Raw genomic sequence first — 20,111 nt, 5'->3', positions numbered from 1 at the left:
CTCGGTTCAATTCGTTGGCCTTGTGGGCCGGAAAAACAAAAACCCCGGTCGGGTTGCCGACCGGGGTTTTGGGAAACTGTCTGGTTGGCGACCCTGCTTGCTAGGGCGCCTGTGGGGTATCAGGCGCGCCTTTGGCTAAACCAATACCCATAGAAGAAATAGCCGGCAGCAGCGGCCAGAACCTGCGCGCGAGCGACCACGGAGCCAATGGCACCGAGGCGGGCGAGGGACTGGATGGACAGGCTGGACGGCATGATGTTCTCCGTGGAATGGGCCTCAACTTACTGCATCGCGGTGCGCCGATCAATGACTTGTCTCTATGAAGGCGATGGACATGAGTCGCGCGTCGTACGCCCGGTTCGCTACCATGCACGGACGAAATCCGCAGGAAATCCCCATGAGCGCCCTTCCCCATTTCCCACTGGCAGCCGTCGTCGGCGCCGATGAGCTGAAGCTGGCCCTGTGCCTGGCCGCCATCGATCCCGCCATCGGCGGCGTGCTGATCGAAGGGCCGCGCGGCATGGCCAAGTCCACCCTGGCGCGCGGCGTGGCCGACCTGCTGGACGGCGGGCGCTTCGTCACCCTGCCGCTGGGCGCCAGCGAGGAACGCATCGTCGGTACCCTCGATCTGGACGCGGCGCTGGGCGAAGGCCGCGCGCAGTTCTCCCCCGGCGTGCTGGCCCACGCCCACGGCGGCGTGCTCTATGTGGATGAAGTGAACCTGCTGCCCGACCACCTCGTCGACCTGTTGCTCGACGTCGCCGCCAGCGGGGTCAACCTGATCGAGCGCGACGGGCTGTCCCACAGCCACCCGGCGCGCTTCGTGCTGATCGGCACCATGAACCCCGAGGAAGGCGAATTGCGCCCGCAACTGCTGGACCGCTTCGGCCTCAAGGTGCAGCTGCAAGGCGCCCCGGCGCCGACCGAGCGCGCCGAGATCGTCCGCCGCCGGCTGGCCTTCGATGCCGATCCGCACGCGTTCTTCGCGCAGTGGCAGGACGCGCAGCAGGCCCTGCAACAACGCTGCTGCGATGCGCGCCAGTTGCTGGCCGCGATCCCCCTGGACGATACCGCGCTGGAGACCATCGCCGAGCGTTGCCACGCCGCCGGCGTAGACGGCCTGCGCGCCGATCTCGTCTGGCTACGCGCAGCCCGCGCCCACGCCGCCTGGCGCGGCGCCCACGCCATCGAGGCGCAGGACATCGACGCGGTCGAGCACTTCGCCCTCGCCCACCGCCGCCGCCATGCACCGCCGCAATCGACCACGCCACCGCAGTCCTCTTCCAGCCAGCCCCAGGCATCGTCCAATGCTTCCAACGGCGAAGGCCAATGGGGCGAGCTGCCCGCCCAGAGCGTCGCCATGGGCGAACGCCGGCAACTGACGGGCTGGCCAAAAAAGCCCTGAGCATCCGCCCGCGCCCGGCCCCAGGCGCGGATGCCAACCCAAGACCCGGCCAGCTCGCCGGCGGCCGCAGCGGCGCCCGCCAACAGGGCGCGCTCGGCCGCATCGACTGGCCCGCCACCCTGCGCAACGGCCGCCCGCAACACCGTGCCGACCTGGTGCTGCGCGCCCGCAGCCGCCGGCCCGGCGAACTCTGGCTGGTGATAGTCGACGCCTCCGCCAGCACCCGCCGCCACGGTGCGCTGGCCCAGGCCAAGGGATTGCTCGCCGATACCTTCGAACAGGCCTACCGCCAACGCGCCCGCCTCGCCGTCCTCCACGCCACCGGCACGCAACCGCGTTGGCTCTGGCAAGGCCAGAAGGCTTCGATTCAATTGCAGGACTGGCTGGAACAACTCGGCGCCGGCGGCGGCTCCCCGCTGATCGAGGCGCTTCAGCAGGCACGTGAATGGCTGGACAGGCGCCAGCGGCAGAAGCCCGGTGAACACCAGCGCTTGCTGGTCCTCACCGACGGCCGCCTGCGGGATTGGCCGACGCTGCAGCCGTTGGCCTGCCCGACGGTGCTGGTGGATATCGAGGGCGGAGCGGTGCGATTGGGCAGAGCAAAGAAGCTGGCACAGGAGCTGGGGGCGGACTATCGGCAGATCGGTGAGTTGCCTGCGTGAATCACTGAGAACCGCCAAGAGCCCCTCACCCTAGCCCTCTCCCAGAGGGAGAGGGGACAGTCCTGCATGCACTGCTGCACCGGAGTTCACCGGCTAACGCCGAAACATTGCCTCTCTCCGAACGCCCACTCTCCCTTTGAAGCGGGGCGCGCAGCCAGGGTTGGGATGAGGGAAGTTCGCCGCACCGAGACATCCAGAATCACGGATCCCCATTTCGCCCATGCAGGAGAAACCCCGGCCGCTCGCCCAGCCGCTCGTAGTACGCGGCCACGGCGGGCAGGTCCGGGCGCTGCATGGGCGTCAGGTACCAGCGGTTCACTGACAGGCCGAGCACGATATCGGCAAGGCTGAAACGCTCGCCGGCCACGAAGGCGCCGGTGCCCCGCAACTGTTGATCGAGGATCGACATGCAGTGGTTCCACTGCGCCGTACTCAGGGCGATGGCCGCCTCATCGGTGTGGCTCGGACTGTTGCGCACCCGGGCCATGAACACGTAGCGCCAGGCGTTGTTCAGCTCGGTGGCCTGCCAGCCCATCCATTGCTCCACCCGCGCCCGCTCGCGCGGCGAGGTCGGCAGCAATGCGTTGCGCGGGTACTGGCCCGCCAGGTAGGTGCAGATGGCATTGGACTCCCAGAGCACGAAGTCGCCATCGACGATGACCGGCACCATGGCGTTCGGATTGAGCGCGAGGAATTCCGCCGAGGCGGTGGAGCGAAAGCCCGAGCCCCAGTCTTCCCGCTCGTAGGGCAGGTCCAGTTCGGCGCAGGTCCAGAGCACCTTGCGCACGTTGATCGAAGAGGCGCGTCCGAGGATTCGCAGCATGAGTCACTCCCTGTGATAACCAGGGCCAGCATAGGGCCGGCGCGATGATGGAGAAAGCCTCGGATCACCGGCCCCGCGTTATGCGCGCAGAAGTGGCTCCAGCGCCATCCACAGCGCATCGACACTCTCGAACGCCCGCGTAACCTCCGGCAGTTGCGGCCGCGCCAGGATCAGCACCGGCACGCCGCGTTCGCGGGCGACCTGCAGCTTCGGCTCGGTGGCCTGGCTGCCGCTGTTCTTGCTGACCAGCACATCGGTGCCGAGGCGGGCGAACAGCTCACGCTCACCGTCGAGGGTGAAGGGACCGCGCGCACCCAGCACATCGGCGCGCGCATTACCCGGCAGGCTTTGCAGGCAACGCACGGTCCAGTGCTGGTGCGCGGGAATCTCGTCCAGATGCTCCAGCGGCTCGCGGCCCAGGGTAAACAGCGGGCGCTGGAATGCTTCCAGCGCTTCGATCAGCGCCGGCCAGTCGGCCACTTCCCGCCAATCGTCTTTCGCTCCCGCCTGCCAGCCCGGGCGACGCAGCGCCCAGCAGGGCACGCCGGCCAAGTGCGAGGCGCGCGCGGCGTTGGCGCTGATCTGCGCGGCATAGGGATGAGTGGCGTCGAGCAGCAGATCGAAGCCCTGTTCACGGATGAACGCAGCCAGTCCTTCCGCGCCGCCATAACCGCCGACGCGCACTGCACAGGCCAGGTCGTCCGGCACCTTGCCCAGCCCGGCAAGGCTGTAGAGATGCTGCGGCCCGAGGCGCCGGGCGATGGCCAGGGCCTCGCCGATACCGCCCAACAGCAGGACACGTGTCATCGACTCTCCAGGGCCTCGCCGACCAGGTTGCCCTGGCGGTCGATGGCGAAGACTTCCAGTCGGACGGCTTCCGGCACGATACGCCGGGCGAAGGCCAGCGCGCGGGCGCAGACGGCGTCGCCCAGGGCGATGCCCTCGGCGCGGCACAGCGCCAGCGCCTGCTGGCTGGTGTTGGCCGCGCGCATGCGCTGTTGCAGGTCCGCCGATGCGCCGATCTCCGCCGCCCACTCCGCCAGCTGCGGCAGGTCGATGCTCGAGTGACGGCTGTGCAGGTCCATGTGGCCGGCGGCGAGCTTGCTGATCTTGCCGAAGCCGCCACAGAGGCTGAAACGCTCCACCGGTGCCTTGCGCAGGTGCTTGAGCGCGGCACCGGCGAAGTCGCCCATCTCGATCAGCGCGGTGTCGTCGAAGCCATAGTGGCGGCGCATGGCATCCTCGCTGGCGTTACCGGTGCAGGCGGCGAGGTGGCGGAAACCGTTGGCGCGGGCGACATCGATGCCCTGCTGGATCGAGGCGATGTAGGCCGAGCAGGAGAACGGCCGGACGATGCCGGTGGTGCCGAGAATCGACAGCCCGCCGAGGATGCCCAGGCGCGGGTTCATGGTCTTCAGCGCCAGCTCGGCGCCGCCCTCGACGCCGATGGTGACGTCGAAACCACCGGTGTAACCGCATTCGGCCGCCAGCGCGGCGAGGTTGTCGCCCATCATCTGGCGCGGCACCGGATTGATCGCCGGTTCACCCACCGCGAGCACCAGGCCGGGCTTGGTCACGGTGCCGACGCCTTCGCCGGCATGGAAGCGCACGCCCGGTTCGGCGCTCAAGGCGACGCGGGCGAAGACCAACGCGCCGTGTGTCACATCCGGGTCGTCACCGGCATCCTTCAGCGTACCCGCCTCCGCGCCTCCATCGATCAGCCGGCAGAACTCCAGGCGCAGGGTGGCGATACGTTCCCTGGGCAAGGCAATCTGCGCCGCGTCGCTGGCCTCGCCGGTCAGCAGCAGGCGCGCCGCCGCGAGGCTGGTGGCGGTGGCGCAGCTGCCGGTGGTGTAGCCGCTGCGCAGCGGGCGGGGTTCTTCGGGAGTCTCTTCTCGCATAGTGGAGCGCATGGTTCAGTCGGCCCGCGGTTTCCAGACTTCCAACAGGGTAATCGGCAATGCCGCGCGCCAGGTATCGAAACCTCCCAGCGGCTGGGCCTGGGCCACGGCAAGGCGGGTCAGTTCGCCACCGATGTGTTCGCGCCAGCTCACCAGCAGCGCCTCGCTCTGCAGCGTGACGGCGTTGGCCACCAGGCGGCCACCGGGCTTGAGTTGCTCCCAGCAGTGTTCGAGGACGCCGGGCACGGTCACGCCGCCGCCGATGAAGATCGCGTCGGGGCGCTCCAGTCCTTGCAGGGCCTCCGGCGCCGCGCCGCAGACCAGCTGCAATGCCGGTACGCCAAGGGCGTCGCGGTTGAAGCGGATGTGTTCCTGGCGCCCGTCGTTGGCTTCGATGGCCAGCGCGCGGCAGCTCGGGTGCGCGCGCATCCATTCGATGCCGATGGAGCCACAACCGGCGCCGACGTCCCAGAGCAGCTCGCCCGGCCTGGGCGCCAGCCGCGCCAGGGTCACGGCGCGCACATCGCGCTTGGTCAGTTGGCCGTCGTGGCGGAAGGCGTCGTCCGGCAGGCCGGTGGTCAGCGGCAGGCGAACGGCGTCGGCACCCGCCACGCACTCCACCGCCACCAGGTTCAGGGCGGCGGTCTCGCCCAGCGACCAGTCGCTGGCCAGGCCATCGATGCGCCGCTCGGATTCGCCTCCCAGGTGTTCCAGCACGTGGATCCGGCTCGGGCCGAAACCGCGTTCGCGGAGCAGCGCGGCGATCGCCGCAGGGCTCTCGCCGTCATTGCTGAGGATCAGCAGCTTCGCGCCGTCATGGAGCTGCGCATTGAGCGCCGCCAACGGTCGCGCCACCAGCGACAGCAAGGTGCACTCCTGGAGCGCCCAGCCCAACCGCGCTACGGCCAGCGAGGCGGAGGAAGGAGCGGAAAACACGAGCATTTCCTCAGGTGGAATCTGACGGGCCAGGCTCGCGCCGACGCCGAACAGCATCGGGTCGCCACTGGCCAGCACGCAGGTTGGCTCACCGCGCCGGCGCAGCACCGGCTCCAGGCTGAACGGACTTGGCCAGGCCTGGCGGCGGGCGCCCAGGCAATGCGGCAGCAGCTCCAGCTGACGCGGCGCGCCGATCACTTCGCTGGCGGCGAGCAGCGCACGGCGCGCGGCCTTGCCGAGGCCGGCGTAACCGTCCTCGCCGATGCCGACGATGGTCAGCCAGGGCGTCATGGGAATTCCTCTGAAGGGGTGCGGCGATCGATCCGACGGGCAGGCTTGTTCCGCCCTCGGGCAAAGCAGGCATAATACCCGCATCGTCGGTGCTCGTAGGATGCTTCGCTGTTTTAAGGCAATGCGTCCGAGAGCCGAAGAGGGAACACGGAAAAACCGTGGCTGCCCCCGCAACTGTAAGCAGCGAGTCCGCGCAATCCGACAGCATGATGATCCCTTTCATGCGGTCGATCTGGCCACTGGGCAACCGGGAAGGCCGCGCAGGATGACGACCTGTCAGCCAGGAGACCTGCCGACGAGACCAGTCGCGCGTGCGGACATCGAGCGGGGTGTATCGGTGTCGTGAAGTCCCCTCGGGGACTCGCAGGTCACCGCGACCCAGCCCTGGTGACCCAAGTGCACGACTCGTCCGCACGCTCCACCCATTCGGCGCCCGCAGTCCGTCCATCGGCCTGCCCCGGCCTGCTGCGCATCGTCGCCTCCCGCGATGGCGGCATCTGCCGCATCAAGCTGCCCTGTGGACAACTCGACGCCCACGCCGCACGCGCCATCGCCCGGGCCGCCGAGCGCCACGCCGACGGCGTGCTGGAGGCGACCAATCGCGCCAACCTGCAGATCCGTGGCGTACAGGCCGGCGCCGAAAATGCGCTGAGCCATGAACTGCTCGCCGCCGGCCTGGGCCCGCGCGAACTGGCGGCGGACGACGTGCGCAACCTGCTGGTCAGCCCGGCCCTTGGCCTGGACACCGCCTTCGACGCAAGCCCGCTGGCGCGCCAACTGCTCGACCTGCTGGAGCGCACGCCGCGCTTCCATGGCCTGTCGCCCAAGTTCGGCGTGCAGCTGGACGGCGGCGAGTCGCTGGCGATGCTGGAGCACCCCAACGACATCTGGCTGTCGGCCATGTCCAACGATGCGGCGCCGCTGTTCGCCTTCGGCCTGGCCGGTTGTCCGCCGCAAAACGAGACGGATTGCCCCGCCCTCGCCGCCGTCACCGCCGAGCAGGTACCGCTGCTGGTGGAAACCCTGCTGCACCTGTTCCTCGATCTCGCCAGCGATGGCCAGACGCGCATGCGCCACCTGCGCGAAATGCATTCTGACGAGGTGCTGCAGGAGCGCCTGCAACAACGCCTACCCTTCCCGCTGCACCTCGGCCCGCGCGTGGAAAACTGGCGCCGCCCTTCACCGACAGCCTTTGCGCACCTCGGGATTCATCCCCAGCGCCAGCCGGAGCGCTCCCTCGTCGGCGCGGGATTCGCCCTCGGACGCCTCGACAGCACCACCCTGCTCGCCCTTGCCGACCTGGCCGAACGCTTCAGTGGCGGACAGCTGCGTCTGACGCCCTGGCAAAGTCTGATCCTCCCCGACGTGGCGCAGGCCGACGCCGCTGTGGTGCTCGCTGCGCTGGCCAATCTCGGTCTGGTGATCGATGCCGCCCAAGCGCTGTCGCGCATCGTCGCCTGCAGCGGCTCCAGCGGCTGCGCGCGCGGGCTGGCCGACACCAAGGCCGATGCCCTGCGCCTGGCCGAACGCCTGCGCCATGCGCCGCCCGCCGGCGTGCACCTGTGCGGCTGCCCGCGCTCCTGCGCCGCCGCGCACGTCGCCCCCTACACCCTGCTGGCCGTTGCCGACGGCCGCTATGACCTGTTCCGTCGCGCCGACGGCGTGGCCGGCTTCGGCCAGCCGCTGGCGCGCAACCTTTCCCTCGATGCCGCGAGCGACCTGCTCGCCGCGCCCGGAGCTCCCACCGATGCTTGATTACATCCGCGACGGCCAGGCGATCTATCGCCAATCCTTCGCCACCATTCGCGCCGAGGCCGACCTCTCCGGCATCCCCGCCGACCTTGAGAAGCTCGCCGTGCGGGTGATCCACGCCTGCGGCATGGTCGACGTGGTGCAGGACCTGCGCTTCTCCGAAGGCGCCGGGGCCATCGGCCGCGCCGCGCTGGCCGCCGGCGCGCCGATTCTCTGCGACGCGCGGATGGTCGCCGAGGGCATCACCCGCGCGCGCTTGCCGGCGCACAACGAGGTGATCTGCACGCTCAACGATCCGGACGTACCGGCGCTGGCCCGCGAGCTGGGCAACACCCGCTCGGCGGTGGCGCTGGAGCACTGGCGCGAGCACCTGGAAGGCAGCGTGGTGGTGATCGGCAACGCACCGACCGCCCTCTTCTACCTGCTGGAAATGCTCGACGCCGGCGCGCCGAAACCGGCGCTGATCCTCGGCTTCCCAGTGGGCTTCGTCGGTGCCATGGAGTCCAAGGACGCCCTAGCCGCCGACAGCCGTGGCGTGCCCTACGTGATCGTGCGCGGCCGCCGTGGCGGCAGCGCAATGGCGGCCGCGGCGGTGAACGCCCTGGCCACGGAGGTGGAATGATGACCGGCCGCCTCATCGGCCTGGGCGTCGGCCCGGGCGACCCGGAACTGCTGACCCTCAAGGCCCTGCGCCTGCTGCGCGCATCCCCGGTGATCGGCTACTTCGTGGCCAAGGCCAAGCACCACGCCGGCCAGGGCGGCAACGCCTTCGCCATCATCGCGGAACACCTGCTGGAATCGCAGCAGCGCCTGCCGCTGGTCTACCCGGTAACCACCGAAAAGCTGGAGCCGCCTCTGACCTACGAAGGGGTGATCAGCGACTTCTACGACACCGCCGCTGAACAAGTGGCCGCGCACCTGGATGCCGGCCGCGACGTGGCGGTGATCTGCGAGGGTGACCCATTCTTCTATGGCTCCTACATGTACCTGCATGACCGTCTTTCAGAGCGGTATGACACCGAAGTCGTACCCGGCGTCTGCTCGATGCTCGGCAGCGCGGCGGTGCTCGGCGTGCCGCTGGTGTACCGCAACCAGAGCCTGTCGGTGCTCTCCGGCGTGCTGCCGGAAGAAGAGCTCAAGCGTCGCCTGGCCGACGCCGACGCGGCGGTGGTGATGAAGCTCGGCCGCAACTTCGACAAGGTCCGCCGCGTGCTGCGCGAGCTGGGCCGCGACGGCGGCGCCCATTACGTCGAGCGGGCGACCATGCGCGAGCAGCGCATCGTGGCGCTGGATGAAGTGGACCCGATGGCCTCGCCGTACTTCTCGATGATCGTCATCCCCGGCCAGCGGTGGAACGGCTGATGCGCGCCGCCATCGTCATTCTCGGCCAGGGCGCGCTGGCCACTGCGCGACGCGTCCAGGGCGTTTATCCACAGGCACGCGTACTGGGCCTGAAGGACCGCGTCGAAGGTGCCGACGAGTCCTACGCAAACTTCGGCGAGACCCTGCGTCAGCTGTACCGCGACGACACCCCGATCATCGCCCTGTGCGCCGCCGGCATCGTCATCCGTACTCTCGCCCCGCTGCTCACCGAGAAAGGCGCGGAGCCGCCGGTGCTGGCCGTCGCCGAAGATGGCAGCGCCGTGGTGCCGCTGCTCGGCGGGTTGGGCGGTGTGAATCGCATGGCCCGTGAGATTGCCGCCGCGCTGGAGGTGGCGCCCGCCATCACCACCAGTGGCGAGCTGCGCTTCGGCGCCTGCCTGCTCGATCCACCGGAAGGCTACGCGCTGGCCGATATCGAACAGGGCAAGCGCTTCGTCTCCGACCTGCTGGGCGGCGACACCCTGCGCATCGAAGGCGACGCGCCCTGGCTGGACGATCTGGACCTGCCGCTGGCCGACGACGCCGTGCACACCCTTCGCATCGACGCACGCACCGAGGGCATCGGGCAGAACGAGCTGCGCATCCATCCGCGCATCGTCCTGGCCCACATCACGCTGGTGGATTCGCAGTTGCCCGAGCGCATCCGCCAGGGCCTGGCGCAAGCCGGGTTGGCGAGCGCGTCGCTGGCAGCACTGGTGGCGCCGCGCTGCCGGATGGCCGATCCGGCGCTGGCCGAGGCCGCCCGCGAGCTGGGCGTGCCACTGCGCTTCATCCACAACGACGGCGAGCTGCCGCCGGCCGTGCTGCAGGGCGACTCCTTCCACCTGCACCGCGCCGCGACGCCCGCCGAGGCCGAGAACATCGGCCAACCGCGCGGGCGACTCAGCGTGATCGGCCTCGGCCCCGGCGCCAGCGATTTCATGATCCCCGCCGTGCGCCGCGCGCTGGACGAGGCGCAGGACCTGCTCGGCTACGAGACCTACGTGAAGATGGCCGAGCCCCTGCGCGACGACCAGGTGCGCCATTGCACCGACAACCGCGAGGAAATGCAGCGCGCCCGTCACGCCTTCGAGCTGGCCGCCAGCGGTCGGCGCGTGGTGGTGATTTCTTCCGGCGACCCGGGCGTGTTCGCCATGGCCGCCGCAGTGATGGAAGCCCTGCACGAGAGCAGCGATCCGCACTGGCACGGCGTGGAGCTGGAAGTGCTGCCGGGCGTGTCCGCCGCGCTGGCGGCCGCGGCCAAGGCCGGGGCACCGCTGGGACACGACTTCTGTCTGATCTCGCTGTCGGACAACCTCAAGCCCTGGGAGACCATCGAGAAACGCCTCGACCACGCCGGCGCCGCCGACCTGGCCATGGCCTTCTACAACCCCATCTCCAAGGCCCGCCCCTGGCAACTGGGACGGGCACTGGAGATCGTGCGCCGCCACCGCTCGCCGGAAACCCTGGTGGTGCTCGGCCGCGACGTCGGCCGGCCGGCCGAGGCGCTGCGCGTCGTCACACTCGGCGAATTGGTGCCGGAGATGGTGGACATGCGCACCCTGGTGATCGTCGGTTCATCGCTGACCCGGCGCTTCCCACGCGCCGACGGTGGCGACTGGGTGTACACGCCGCGTTGGTATCGCTGATCTGTACCTGTAGGAGCGAGCTTGCTCGCGAACCGCCCCGCTGCGGAGTTCGTTCGCGAGCAAGCTCGCTCCTACAAAAGCAGTTAGAACTCCGCCGCGTGGCGGTAACGCGCTTCCAGTTCCAGCGAGATGCGATAGGCCTGCGCCTCGCCTTCGGTGTGGAAGATGCCGACCAGTTGGCCCTCCTGGTACACATCCCAGCAACGCCCGCCCAGGGCGCGAAACTCGCGGGATTTATGGTCGTCGTCACGCTCGGTCACTGTAATGCTCATGGCTTTTCTTCTCCGGTTTTGCCGCACATCAAGGCAATTCCAGAATCATTTAATTAGCCAGCTAATTAAATAGCCACTTTCGAGAAAGACCGTTACGAACATTCGCCAAAACGTGCGTCCCAGAAACGCAAAAGCGCAGCTCGAAGGCTGCGCTTTTGGTGACGGCTGACGAGCAACGTTCGATTAGAACGGAATGTCGTCGTCGAAGCTGTCGTAGTCCGGAGCCGGCTGCGGAGCGGGCTGGGACTGCTGCTGCGGGGCCGGACGCGGCGCCTGCTGCGGACGCTGCTGCGGCTCGCGGGGAGCGCGCGGAGCGTCGTCACCACCAGCACCCGGACGGCCGCCGAGCAGCTGCATGTTGCCGTTGATGTCGACCACGATTTCGGTGGTGTACTTGTCCTGGCCGTCCTGACCCTGCCACTTGCGGGTACGCAGGCTGCCTTCGACGTAGATCTGCGAGCCCTTGCGCACGTACTCGGCGACGATCTCAGCCAGACGACCGAAGAACACCACGCGGTGCCACTCGGTACGCTCCTGCTGCTGGCCGGTCTGCTTGTCCTTCCAGCTCTCGCTGGTGGCCAGGGTGACGTTGGTGACGGCGTTGCCGTTGGGCAGGTAGCGGGTTTCCGGATCGCCACCGACGTTACCAACCAGAATGACTTTGTTAACCCCACGGGCCATGACGCTCTCCTAAAGGCTTCAGCACGTCGCCGGCTCGGCACCGGCGAGGCGCTCGAGGGACGTGCGATCCACTTGTTGGGAATCTACTTTGACATAAGCGGCGGCCTCTTCAATGACCACCATCACATCGCTCACACCGGGCAATGCCTTGAAACGCTCGGCCAACGAGGCATCGCGCAGCGCCTCATCGGACAGAGGCAGACGAATGCTCGTTACATACGGCGGTTCACGCATGGTAACAGCAATCGCCAGCCAGATGGCAGCAAGCACGGCGCAGCCGATGAATACCCCGTTCAGGCCACCGTGCTGGAACATCCAGCCGCCCAGAATGCCGCCCACAGCGGCGCCGAGGAACTGGCTGGTGGAGTACACGCCCATCGCCGTGCCCTTGCCGCCGGCGGGCGAAACCTTGCTCACCAGGGACGGCAACGAGGCCTCCAGCAGGTTGAACGCGGTGAAGTAGACGATGATGCCGAACACCAGCTCCTGCAGGCTGTCGCCGAACGCCCAGAAGTACAGCTCGCAGAGCATCAGGGTCGCCACCGCGCCGCTCAGCACGCGCTTCATCTGGCGCTTCTTCTCGGCGTAGATGATGAACGGCACCATGCCGAAGAAGCCGACCAGCAGCGCGGTCAGGTACACCCACCAGTGCTGCTCCTTGGGCAGCCCGGCGCGCTCCACCAGCGCCAGCGGCAGGGCCACGAAGCTGGCCATGAGGATGGCATGCAGGACCAGGATGCCGGCGTCCAGGCGCAGCAGCTCGCCGTTCTTCAGGGTCGGGATCAGCGACTGCTTGGCCACGCTGGATTCGCGGTGCTGCATGCGGTGGTCCGGCGTCGGCACGACGAACAGGATGATCAGCATCCCCACCAGCGCCATGCCGGCAGTGAACCAGAACAGGCCGTGCAGGCCGAACCAGTGGGTCAGCACCGGCCCTGCGACCATGGCCACGGCGAAGGACACACCGATGCTCATACCGATCATCGCCATGGCCTTGGTGCGGTGCTGCTCGCGGGTGAGGTCGGAGAGCATCGCCATCACAGCGGCGGAGATGGCTCCGGCGCCCTGCAGCACGCGGCCGGCGATGATGCCCCAGATGGAGTCGGCATTGGCCGCTAGCGCCGCGCCAGCGGCGAACACCAGCAGGCCGACGACGATGATCGGCCGGCGGCCGATGCGGTCGGACAGGGTGCCCAGGGGAATCTGCAGGATGGCCTGGGTCAGGCCGTAGGCGCCGATGGCCAGGCCGATCAGGGCCGGGGTCGCGCCGGCAAGATCCTGGCCATAGGTCGCCAGGACCGGCAGGACCATGAACATGCCGAGCATGCGGAACGCGAAGACCAGGGACAGGCCGGCGGCCGCGCGGGTTTCGGTGCCACTCATGCGCTCAGTGTGGGAATCGTGCATAAGCCCCTCATGGGAAGACGGATGTCGGGGTTGCGCTTCAGTGCCCCCGTGACGGCGTGCCCTTCCACTCCGCGAAGGGCCGGCTGTCGCCAACGCCGAAAAATAGCCGCGCATTCTATCAGTCCTGCCGCCCGCCGACACTCTCGCGCGACTTTGCCGCGCACGGATGGCCGGCCGTATACTCAGCGGTTTTCGCCCGCCATGCGAGGCCGCTGTGGACAAGATCCTCATCCGTGGGGCACGTACCCACAACCTGAAGAACATCGACCTGACCCTGCCGCGCGACAAGCTGATCGTGATCACCGGCCTGTCCGGTTCCGGCAAGTCTTCCCTGGCCTTCGACACGCTTTACGCCGAGGGCCAGCGCCGCTACGTGGAATCCCTGTCGGCCTACGCCCGGCAGTTCCTCTCGATGATGGAAAAGCCCGACGTCGACACCATCGAAGGCCTGTCGCCGGCGATTTCCATCGAGCAGAAGTCCACCTCGCACAACCCGCGCTCCACCGTGGGCACCATCACCGAGATCTACGACTACCTGCGTCTGCTGTATGCACGGGTGGGCATTCCGCGCTGCCCGGACCACGACATCCCGCTGGAGGCGCAGACCGTCAGCCAGATGGTCGACCAGGTACTGGCGCTGCCCGAAGGCCGCAAGCTGATGCTGCTGGCCCCGGTGATCCGCGAGCGCAAGGGCGAGCACCTGGCGGTGTTCGAGGAAATGCGCGCCCAGGGCTTCGTCCGCGCACGCGTCAACGGCAAGCTCTATGAGCTGGACGAGCTGCCCAAGCTGGACAAGAAGCTCAAGCACTCCATCGACGTGGTGGTGGACCGCTTCAAGGTGCGCGGCGACCTGCAGCAGCGCCTGGCCGAGTCCTTCGAGACGGCAATCAACCTGGCCGACGGCATTGCCCTGGTCGCACCGATGGATGATGAAGAAGGCGAAGAGATGATCTTCTCCGCCCGCTTCGCCTGTCCGATCTGCGGCCACTCGATCAGCGAGCTGGAACCCAAGCTGTTCTCCTTCAACAACCCGGCCGGCGCCTGCCCGACCTGCGACGGCCTGGGCGTGAAGCAGTTCTTCGACGCGCGCCGGGTGGTCAACGGCGAGCTGACCCTTGCAGAAGGCGCGATCCGCGGCTGGGACCGGCGCAACGTCTACTACTTCCAGATGCTCGGCTCCCTGGCCGGGCACTTCGGCTTCAGCCTGGAGGAGCCTTTCCAGAACCTCGACCCGGAGCACCAGAAGTTCATCCTCAACGGCTCGGGCCGCGAAAACGTCGAATTCCGCTACCTCAACGACCGCGGCGACATCGTCAAGCGCGCGCACCCGTTCGAAGGCATCCTGCCGAACCTGGAGCGCCGCTACCGCGAGACCGAGTCGGCCACCGTGCGCGAGGAACTGGCCAAGTTCCTCAGCACCCAGCCCTGCCCGGATTGCCACGGCACCCGCCTGCGCCGCGAGGCACGCCATGTGTGGGTGGGCGACAAGACGCTGCCGGCGATCACCTCGATGCCGGTGGGTACCGCTTGTGAATACGCCGAGGGCCTGACCCTGACCGGCCGCCGCGGCGAGATCGCCTCGAAGATCCTCAAGGAGATCCGCGAGCGCCTGCAGTTCCTGGTCAACGTCGGCCTCGATTACCTGACCCTGGACCGCAGCGCCGACACCCTGTCCGGCGGCGAGGCCCAGCGTATCCGCCTGGCCAGCCAGATCGGCGCCGGCCTGGTGGGCGTCATGTATATCCTCGACGAGCCGTCCATCGGCCTGCACCAGCGCGACAACGAACGTCTGCTGGGCACCCTCACCCACCTGCGCAACCTGGGCAACACGGTGATCGTGGTCGAGCACGACGAAGACGCCATCCGCCTCGCCGACTACGTCGTGGACATCGGCCCGGGCGCGGGCGTGCATGGCGGCCAGATCGTCGCCGAGGGCACGCCGCAGCAGGTCATGGACCATCCGGACTCGGTCACCGGCAAGTACCTGTCCGGCCGCACCAAGATCCTCGTACCCGCCGAGCGCACCCCGCGCAACAAGAAGCAGTTGCTCAAGCTCAAGGGCGCGCGCGGCAACAACCTGCAGAACGTCAACCTGGAAATCCCGGTCGGCCTGTTCACCTGCATCACCGGCGTCTCCGGCTCGGGCAAGTCGACGCTGATCAACAACACTCTGTTCCCAATCACCGCTACTGCGCTCAACGGCGCCACCACGCTGGAAGTCGCGCCCTACGATTCATTCGATGGCCTGCAGCATCTGGACAAGGTGGTGGACATCGACCAGAGCCCCATCGGCCGCACCCCGCGCTCCAACCCGGCGACCTACACCGGCCTGTTCACGCCGATCCGCGAGCTGTTCGCCGGCGTGCCGGAAGCCCGCTCGCGCGGCTACGGGCCGGGGCGCTTCTCGTTCAACGTCAAGGGCGGCCGCTGCGAGGCCTGCCAGGGCGACGGCGTGATCAAGGTGGAGATGCACTTCCTGCCGGACATCTACGTCCCCTGCGACGTCTGCAAGGGCAAGCGCTACAACCGCGAGACCCTCGAAGTCCGCTACAAGGGCAAGAGCATCACCGAGGTGCTGGACATGACCATCGAGGACGCCCGCACGTTCTTCGACGCCGTGCCGGCCATCGCCCGCAAGCTGCAGACGCTGATGGATGTCGGTCTGTCGTACATCAAGCTGGGGCAGAGTGCGACCACGTTGTCCGGTGGCGAAGCGCAGCGGGTGAAGCTGTCCCGCGAGCTGTCCAAGCGCGATACCGGCAAGACCCTGTACATCCTCGACGAACCGACCACCGGTCTGCACTTCGCGGATATCCAGCAACTGCTCGACGTGCTGCACCGCCTGCGCGACCACGGCAACACCGTGGTCGTCATCGAGCACAACCTGGACGTGATCAAGACCGCCGACTGGCTGGTCGACCTCGGCCCCGAGGGCGGCTCCAAGGGCGGGCAGATCATCGCCACCGGCACGCCGGAACAGGTCGCGGAGCTGGCGGTGTCGCACACCGGGCACTTCCTCAAGCCGCTGCTGGAGCGCGATCGGGCCTGATCCGCCCTGCATGAAAAAAGCCCCTGCTGCCAATCGGCGCAGGGGCTTTTTTGCTCTTGTAGGAGCGAGCTTGCTCGCGAACAGAGGCTCCCGGCGATGCCAGTGTTGGGCGGTTCGCGAGCAAGCTCGCTCCTACGAAAAGCGCATGCAGCGCATCAGATCTGCGACTGCAGGTAATTCTCCAGGCCCATCTTCTGGATCAGCCCGAGCTGCTGCTCCAGCCAGTAGGCATGGTCTTCTTCGGTGTCGGTCAGCTGCACGCGGAGGATGTCGCGGGTGACGAAGTCCTTGTGCTTCTCGCACAGGGCGATGCCTTTGGCCAGGGCAGCGCGTACCTGGCGCTCCAGCTTGAGATCGGCTTCGAGCATCTCCGGCACTGTCTTGCCCGGGTGGATGTCGTCCGGGCGCATGCGCGGGGTGCCTTCGAGCAGCAGGATGCGGCGCAGCAGGGCGTCGGCGTGCTGGGTTTCCTCTTCCATCTCATGGTTGAGGCGCTCGTAGAGCTTGGTGAAACCCCAGTCCTCGTACATGCGCGAGTGGATGAAGTACTGGTCGCGAGCGGCCAGCTCACCAGTCAGCAGCGTGTTCAGATAGTCGATAACCTCGGCGTGGCCTTGCATCAGCCTTCTCCCTGGAACGTAACAGCAGATTAAACGGCGCTATGGTCCGACCGGGGATGACCGGGGTCAAGCCCAGGATTGGCCGGAAACAAGGCCGCCCTCCGAAGAGGGCGGCTTGTTCTGACGCCTGAGCTTAGTCCAGCTTCAAGCCCAGCGCCTTGGCGACGCCTTCGCCATAGGCCGGATCAATCTTGAAGAACAGCGCTAGCTGGCGACGCTGGATGGTTTCCGGCACGCCCGCCATGTCAGCGGCGATGTTCTCGTACAGACGTTGCCGCTGGGCCTCGTCGAACAGGCGGAACAGGGCGGCCGGCTGGCTGTAGTAGTCGTCATCCACCCGGTGGTTCCAGTGGTCGGCGCTGCCTTCCAGGGTCAGCGGCGGCTCGGAGTAGTCCGGCTGCTCCTGCCACTGGTTGAAGCCGTTCGGTTCGTAGGTGACGGTCATGTCGCCGTTGTTGCCATCCACCCGCATGGCCCCGTCCCGGTGGTAGATGCGCGGGTTGTTGCGCGCGGCGTTCACCGGGATCTGGTGGTGGTTCACGCCCAGGCGGTAGCGGTGCGCGTCACCGTAGGAGAACAGGCGGCCCTGGAGCATCTTGTCCGGCGAGAAGCCGATACCGGGGACGATGTTCGCCGGGGTGAAGGCGGACTGCTCGACCTCGGCGAAATAGTTGGCCGGGTTGCGGTTCAGCTCGAAGTAGCCCACCTCGATCAGCGGGTAATCGCCGTGGGGCCAGACCTTGGTCAGGTCGAACGGGTTGTAGCGGTAAGTCGCCGCGTCCTTCTCCGGCATCACCTGCACGTACATCGTCCAGCGCGGGAAGTCGCCGCGCTCGATGGCCTCGTAGAGGTCACGCTGCGAGCTTTCGCGGTCGGCGCCCACCAGCTTGGCGGCTTCGTCGTTGCTCAGGTTCTCGATGCCCTGCTGGGTCTTGAAGTGGAACTTGACCCAGAAGCGCTCGTTGCTGGCATTGATGAAGCTGAACGTGTGGCTGCCAAAGCCGTGGACGTGGCGATAGCTGCGCGGCAGGCCGCGATCGCTGAAGTCGATGGTCAGTTGGTGCAGGGCTTCCGGCAGGTGGGAGAAGAAGTCCCACTTCAACGTGGCGTTGCGCAGGTTGGTACGCGGGTCGCGCTTAACCACGTGGTTCAGGTCTGGGAATTTCAGCGGGTCGCGGAAGTAGAAGACTGGGGTGTTGTTGCCGACCAGATCCCAGTTGCCTTCCTCGGTGTAGAACTTCAGGGCGAAGCCACGGATATCGCGCTCGGCGTCTGCCGCACCACGCTCGCCGGCGACGGTGGAGAAGCGCAGGAACAACGGAGTCTGCTTGCCGACCTGGGAGAACAGCTTGGCGCGGCTGTAGCGGGTAATGTCATGGGTGACGGTGAAGGTGCCGTAGGCGGCCGAGCCCTTGGCGTGCATGCGGCGCTCAGGGATCACTTCGCGGTCGAAGTGCGCCAGTTTCTCCAGGAACCAGACGTCCTGCAGCAGCATCGGGCCCCGCGGGCCGGCGGTCTGGACATTCTGGTTATCGGCGACCGGCGCTCCAGCAGCGGTCGTCAGGCGGGTCTTGTCGCTCATCGTTACTCTCCTCAACGGCGGGCGCGGTTTCCGGTGCTCACAAGGGGTGAGCGCGGCCCGACTTCCCGATCGGACAATTAAGCGCCTCCACGACTGCCGTCTGTTGATCCAGCTCAGACGCCGTAGAGGTCGGCGTAGTCAAGGATCGGCGAGGAGCGACTCATCATCCAATTTATTGATTCGAGATGATCGATAGATAAAAACTTTTCAATAGGCGATAAAAAACCGGGCACAGGGCCCGGTTCTTTATAAGGCGTGAACCTTACTCTGCAGCTTCTACTGCTTGGCCGCCAACAGCGCGGTCAATCAGTTCGACGTATGCCATGGGGGCATTGTCGCCGGCGCGGAAGCCGCACTTCAGGATGCGCAGGTAGCCGCCCGGACGGTTGGCGTAGCGCTTGCCCAGTTCGTTGAACAGCTTGCCTACGGCCTCTTTCGAACGGGTACGGTCGAAAGCGAGACGACGGTTGGCAACGCTATCCACTTTAGCCAGGGTGATCAGCGGCTCGGCAACGCGACGCAGTTCCTTGGCCTTGGGCAGGGTGGTTTTGATCAGTTCGTGTTCGAAGAGCGACACAGCCATGTTCTGGAACATAGCCTTGCGGTGCGCGCTGGTGCGGCTCAGGTGACGACCACTTTTACGATGGCGCATGGTTCAATTCCTTTCCAAACTTTACGTTCGGTAGCTACGACGATCAGGCAGTAGCCTTGTCGTCTTTCTTGAGACTTGCCGGCGGCCAGTTGTCGAGGCGCATACCGAGGGACAGACCGCGAGAGGCCAGAACGTCCTTGATTTCGGTCAGGGACTTCTTGCCCAGGTTCGGCGTTTTGAGCAGCTCTACTTCGGTGCGCTGAATCAGGTCACCGATGTAGTAGATGTTCTCTGCCTTCAGGCAGTTGGCCGAACGGACGGTCAGCTCCAGGTCATCAACCGGACGCAGCAGGATCGGATCGATCTCGTCTTCCTGCTCTTCAACGACAGGCTCGCTGTCACCCTTGAGGTCCACGAACGCTGCCAGCTGCTGTTGCAGGATGGTAGCGGCGCGACGGATAGCCTCTTCGGGGTCCAGGGTGCCGTTGGTTTCCAGATCGAGGACCAGCTTGTCCAGGTTGGTACGCTGTTCGACACGGGCGTTCTCGACCACGTAGGCAACACGACGTACGGGGCTGAACGAGGCGTCGAGCTGCAGACGGCCGATGCTACGGCTTTCGTCTTCATCGCTCGAACGGGCATCAGCCGGCTCGTAGCCACGGCCACGAGCGACTTTCAGCTTCATGTTCAGCGCGCCGTTATCGGCCAGGTGGGCGATAACATGGTCACCGTTGACGATCTCGACATCATGATCCAGCTGAATATCGGCAGCGGTCACCACACCCGAGCCCTTTTTCGCCAGGGTCAGCGTCACTTCGTCACGGCCGTGCAGCTTGATGGCCAGGCCTTTCAGGTTGAGCAGGATCTCGATGACATCTTCCTGCACACCTTCGATGGCGGAGTACTCATGGAGTACGCCGTCGATCTCGGCCTCGACCACTGCACAGCCAGGCATGGAGGACAACAGGATGCGACGCAGCGCGTTGCCCAGGGTATGGCCGAAACCACGCTCGAGGGGCTCGAGAGTGATCTTGGCGCGGGTTTGGCTGACCACCTGCACATCAATGTGGCGGGGGGTCAGGAACTCATTTACCGAACTCTGCATGGATGCACCTATTTTCTAGCCC

General features: G+C 66.8%; 19 protein-coding genes and 1 riboswitch. Of the genes, 7 read left to right on the top strand and 12 right to left on the bottom strand.

The features are described from left to right. Positions 1-119: 119 nt before the first annotated feature. On the bottom strand, positions 120-254 hold the full coding sequence (locus tag ACNFBT_RS13930; protein ID WP_256205205.1) for a hypothetical protein: 135 nt from the start codon (positions 252-254) through the stop codon (positions 120-122). 143 nt (positions 255-397) lie between these two features. Between ACNFBT_RS13930 and ACNFBT_RS13925 the strand changes: the two genes are divergently transcribed. Both ACNFBT_RS13925 and ACNFBT_RS13920 read left to right on the top strand, forming a co-directional pair. Continuing rightward, complete coding sequence (locus ACNFBT_RS13925; protein WP_416750179.1) at positions 398-1,405, top strand: ATP-binding protein; 1,008 nt, start codon at positions 398-400, stop codon at positions 1,403-1,405. Beyond that, entirely contained in the window at positions 1,330-2,067 is a 738-nt protein-coding gene (locus ACNFBT_RS13920; protein WP_416750177.1) for a vWA domain-containing protein, read from the top strand. The genes ACNFBT_RS13925 and ACNFBT_RS13920 overlap by 76 nt, the downstream gene beginning before the upstream one ends. Before the next feature lie 199 nt (positions 2,068-2,266). Here the strand turns inward: ACNFBT_RS13920 and ACNFBT_RS13915 are convergent, their stop codons facing one another. The 4 genes from ACNFBT_RS13915 to cbiE all read right to left on the bottom strand — a co-directional run bounded on the left by ACNFBT_RS13915 (position 2,267) and on the right by cbiE (position 6,018). Then, on the bottom strand, positions 2,267-2,890 hold the full coding sequence (locus ACNFBT_RS13915; RefSeq protein ID WP_416750175.1) for a glutathione S-transferase family protein: 624 nt from the start codon (positions 2,888-2,890) through the stop codon (positions 2,267-2,269). Positions 2,891-2,968: 78 nt separating this feature from the next. Further along, the gene (locus ACNFBT_RS13910; RefSeq protein WP_416750174.1) at positions 2,969-3,697 is read right to left on the bottom strand and encodes a cobalt-precorrin-6A reductase; all 729 of its coding nucleotides are present in this window, start codon (positions 3,695-3,697) and stop codon (positions 2,969-2,971) included. Beyond that, positions 3,694-4,791, bottom strand: coding sequence for a cobalt-precorrin-5B (C(1))-methyltransferase (locus ACNFBT_RS13905; RefSeq protein WP_416750172.1), 1,098 nt, complete (start codon positions 4,789-4,791; stop codon positions 3,694-3,696). Before ACNFBT_RS13905 ends, ACNFBT_RS13910 begins: the two co-directional genes overlap by 4 nt. A gap of 15 nt (positions 4,792-4,806) precedes the next feature. After that, complete coding sequence (cbiE, locus tag ACNFBT_RS13900) at positions 4,807-6,018, bottom strand: precorrin-6y C5,15-methyltransferase (decarboxylating) subunit CbiE (protein ID WP_416750170.1); 1,212 nt, start codon at positions 6,016-6,018, stop codon at positions 4,807-4,809. A 70-nt stretch (positions 6,019-6,088) separates the two neighbouring features. Further along, a riboswitch (cobalamin riboswitch) is annotated at positions 6,089-6,330 on the top strand. A gap of 84 nt (positions 6,331-6,414) precedes the next feature. On the opposite strand from cbiE, the gene cobG reads away from it, so the two are divergent. The 4 genes from cobG to cobJ are packed head-to-tail and all read left to right on the top strand — an operon-like array spanning position 6,415 to position 10,781. Next, a complete protein-coding gene (gene cobG / locus ACNFBT_RS13895; RefSeq protein WP_416750168.1) occupies positions 6,415-7,773 on the top strand; it encodes a precorrin-3B synthase in 1,359 nt (452 codons plus the stop codon). Further along, a complete protein-coding gene (locus ACNFBT_RS13890) occupies positions 7,766-8,392 on the top strand; it encodes a precorrin-8X methylmutase (RefSeq protein WP_416750166.1) in 627 nt (208 codons plus the stop codon). Before cobG ends, ACNFBT_RS13890 begins: the two co-directional genes overlap by 8 nt. Continuing rightward, positions 8,389-9,132: a precorrin-2 C(20)-methyltransferase gene (locus ACNFBT_RS13885; RefSeq protein ID WP_416750164.1), complete on the top strand. Its 744-nt coding sequence runs from the start codon at positions 8,389-8,391 to the stop codon at positions 9,130-9,132. Before ACNFBT_RS13890 ends, ACNFBT_RS13885 begins: the two co-directional genes overlap by 4 nt. Further along, the gene (gene cobJ, locus ACNFBT_RS13880; protein ID WP_416750162.1) at positions 9,132-10,781 is read left to right on the top strand and encodes a precorrin-3B C(17)-methyltransferase; all 1,650 of its coding nucleotides are present in this window, start codon (positions 9,132-9,134) and stop codon (positions 10,779-10,781) included. The genes ACNFBT_RS13885 and cobJ overlap by 1 nt, the downstream gene beginning before the upstream one ends. Before the next feature lie 83 nt (positions 10,782-10,864). Here cobJ and ACNFBT_RS13875 read toward each other — a convergent pair whose 3' ends face one another. The 3 genes from ACNFBT_RS13875 to ACNFBT_RS13865 form a co-directional block, all read right to left on the bottom strand. Beyond that, the gene (locus tag ACNFBT_RS13875) at positions 10,865-11,053 is read right to left on the bottom strand and encodes a hypothetical protein (RefSeq protein ID WP_416750160.1); all 189 of its coding nucleotides are present in this window, start codon (positions 11,051-11,053) and stop codon (positions 10,865-10,867) included. A gap of 183 nt (positions 11,054-11,236) precedes the next feature. Then, on the bottom strand, positions 11,237-11,734 hold the full coding sequence (gene ssb, locus ACNFBT_RS13870) for a single-stranded DNA-binding protein (protein WP_416750159.1): 498 nt from the start codon (positions 11,732-11,734) through the stop codon (positions 11,237-11,239). An 18-nt stretch (positions 11,735-11,752) separates the two neighbouring features. Then, the gene (locus ACNFBT_RS13865; protein ID WP_343575479.1) at positions 11,753-13,141 is read right to left on the bottom strand and encodes an MFS transporter; all 1,389 of its coding nucleotides are present in this window, start codon (positions 13,139-13,141) and stop codon (positions 11,753-11,755) included. A gap of 214 nt (positions 13,142-13,355) precedes the next feature. Between ACNFBT_RS13865 and uvrA the strand changes: the two genes are divergently transcribed. Then, positions 13,356-16,190, top strand: a complete 2,835-nt coding sequence (gene uvrA / locus ACNFBT_RS13860) for an excinuclease ABC subunit UvrA (protein ID WP_416750156.1) — start codon at positions 13,356-13,358, stop codon at positions 16,188-16,190. A 155-nt stretch (positions 16,191-16,345) separates the two neighbouring features. Here uvrA and bfr read toward each other — a convergent pair whose 3' ends face one another. The 4 genes from bfr to ACNFBT_RS13840 form a co-directional block, all read right to left on the bottom strand. Further along, positions 16,346-16,810 (bottom strand): bacterioferritin, encoded by a 465-nt coding sequence (gene bfr, locus ACNFBT_RS13855; protein WP_416750152.1) that lies wholly within the window; start codon positions 16,808-16,810, stop codon positions 16,346-16,348. A 133-nt stretch (positions 16,811-16,943) separates the two neighbouring features. Continuing rightward, positions 16,944-18,392 carry a catalase KatA gene (katA, locus tag ACNFBT_RS13850; protein WP_416750150.1) on the bottom strand — a complete coding sequence of 483 codons (1,449 nt, stop codon included), beginning with the start codon at positions 18,390-18,392 and terminating at the stop codon, positions 16,944-16,946. A gap of 262 nt (positions 18,393-18,654) precedes the next feature. Beyond that, complete coding sequence (gene rplQ, locus ACNFBT_RS13845; RefSeq protein ID WP_015475338.1) at positions 18,655-19,044, bottom strand: 50S ribosomal protein L17; 390 nt, start codon at positions 19,042-19,044, stop codon at positions 18,655-18,657. Positions 19,045-19,087: 43 nt separating this feature from the next. Then, a complete protein-coding gene (locus ACNFBT_RS13840; protein WP_009617182.1) occupies positions 19,088-20,089 on the bottom strand; it encodes a DNA-directed RNA polymerase subunit alpha in 1,002 nt (333 codons plus the stop codon). Between the last annotated feature and the right edge of the window lie 22 nt (positions 20,090-20,111).

This window comes from Pseudomonas sp. NY15181, from assembly GCF_048068055.1.
In the GTDB taxonomy this organism is placed as follows: domain Bacteria; phylum Pseudomonadota; class Gammaproteobacteria; order Pseudomonadales; family Pseudomonadaceae; genus Pseudomonas.
The sequence above is the reverse complement of the archived record's forward strand: the minus strand, read 5'-3'. Positions and strand labels throughout refer to the sequence as shown.

Coding starts and splice junctions, on each gene's coding strand:
- ACNFBT_RS13925 (WP_416750179.1), top strand. CDS start 398: ATGAGCGCCCTTCCCCATTTCCCACTGGCAGCCGTCGTCGGCGCCGAT.
- ACNFBT_RS13915 (WP_416750175.1), bottom strand. CDS start 2,890: ATGCTGCGAATCCTCGGACGCGCCTCTTCGATCAACGTGCGCAAGGTG.
- ACNFBT_RS13875 (WP_416750160.1), bottom strand. CDS start 11,053: ATGAGCATTACAGTGACCGAGCGTGACGACGACCATAAATCCCGCGAG.
- cbiE (WP_416750170.1), bottom strand. CDS start 6,018: ATGACGCCCTGGCTGACCATCGTCGGCATCGGCGAGGACGGTTACGCC.
- ACNFBT_RS13905 (WP_416750172.1), bottom strand. CDS start 4,791: ATGCGAGAAGAGACTCCCGAAGAACCCCGCCCGCTGCGCAGCGGCTAC.
- ACNFBT_RS13930 (WP_256205205.1), bottom strand. CDS start 254: ATGCCGTCCAGCCTGTCCATCCAGTCCCTCGCCCGCCTCGGTGCCATT.
- cobJ (WP_416750162.1), top strand. CDS start 9,132: ATGCGCGCCGCCATCGTCATTCTCGGCCAGGGCGCGCTGGCCACTGCG.
- katA (WP_416750150.1), bottom strand. CDS start 18,392: ATGAGCGACAAGACCCGCCTGACGACCGCTGCTGGAGCGCCGGTCGCC.
- ACNFBT_RS13885 (WP_416750164.1), top strand. CDS start 8,389: ATGATGACCGGCCGCCTCATCGGCCTGGGCGTCGGCCCGGGCGACCCG.
- ACNFBT_RS13910 (WP_416750174.1), bottom strand. CDS start 3,697: ATGACACGTGTCCTGCTGTTGGGCGGTATCGGCGAGGCCCTGGCCATC.
- ACNFBT_RS13840 (WP_009617182.1), bottom strand. CDS start 20,089: ATGCAGAGTTCGGTAAATGAGTTCCTGACCCCCCGCCACATTGATGTG.
- ssb (WP_416750159.1), bottom strand. CDS start 11,734: ATGGCCCGTGGGGTTAACAAAGTCATTCTGGTTGGTAACGTCGGTGGC.
- ACNFBT_RS13865 (WP_343575479.1), bottom strand. CDS start 13,141: ATGCACGATTCCCACACTGAGCGCATGAGTGGCACCGAAACCCGCGCG.
- ACNFBT_RS13920 (WP_416750177.1), top strand. CDS start 1,330: ATGGGGCGAGCTGCCCGCCCAGAGCGTCGCCATGGGCGAACGCCGGCA.
- ACNFBT_RS13890 (WP_416750166.1), top strand. CDS start 7,766: ATGCTTGATTACATCCGCGACGGCCAGGCGATCTATCGCCAATCCTTC.
- rplQ (WP_015475338.1), bottom strand. CDS start 19,044: ATGCGCCATCGTAAAAGTGGTCGTCACCTGAGCCGCACCAGCGCGCAC.
- bfr (WP_416750152.1), bottom strand. CDS start 16,810: ATGCAAGGCCACGCCGAGGTTATCGACTATCTGAACACGCTGCTGACT.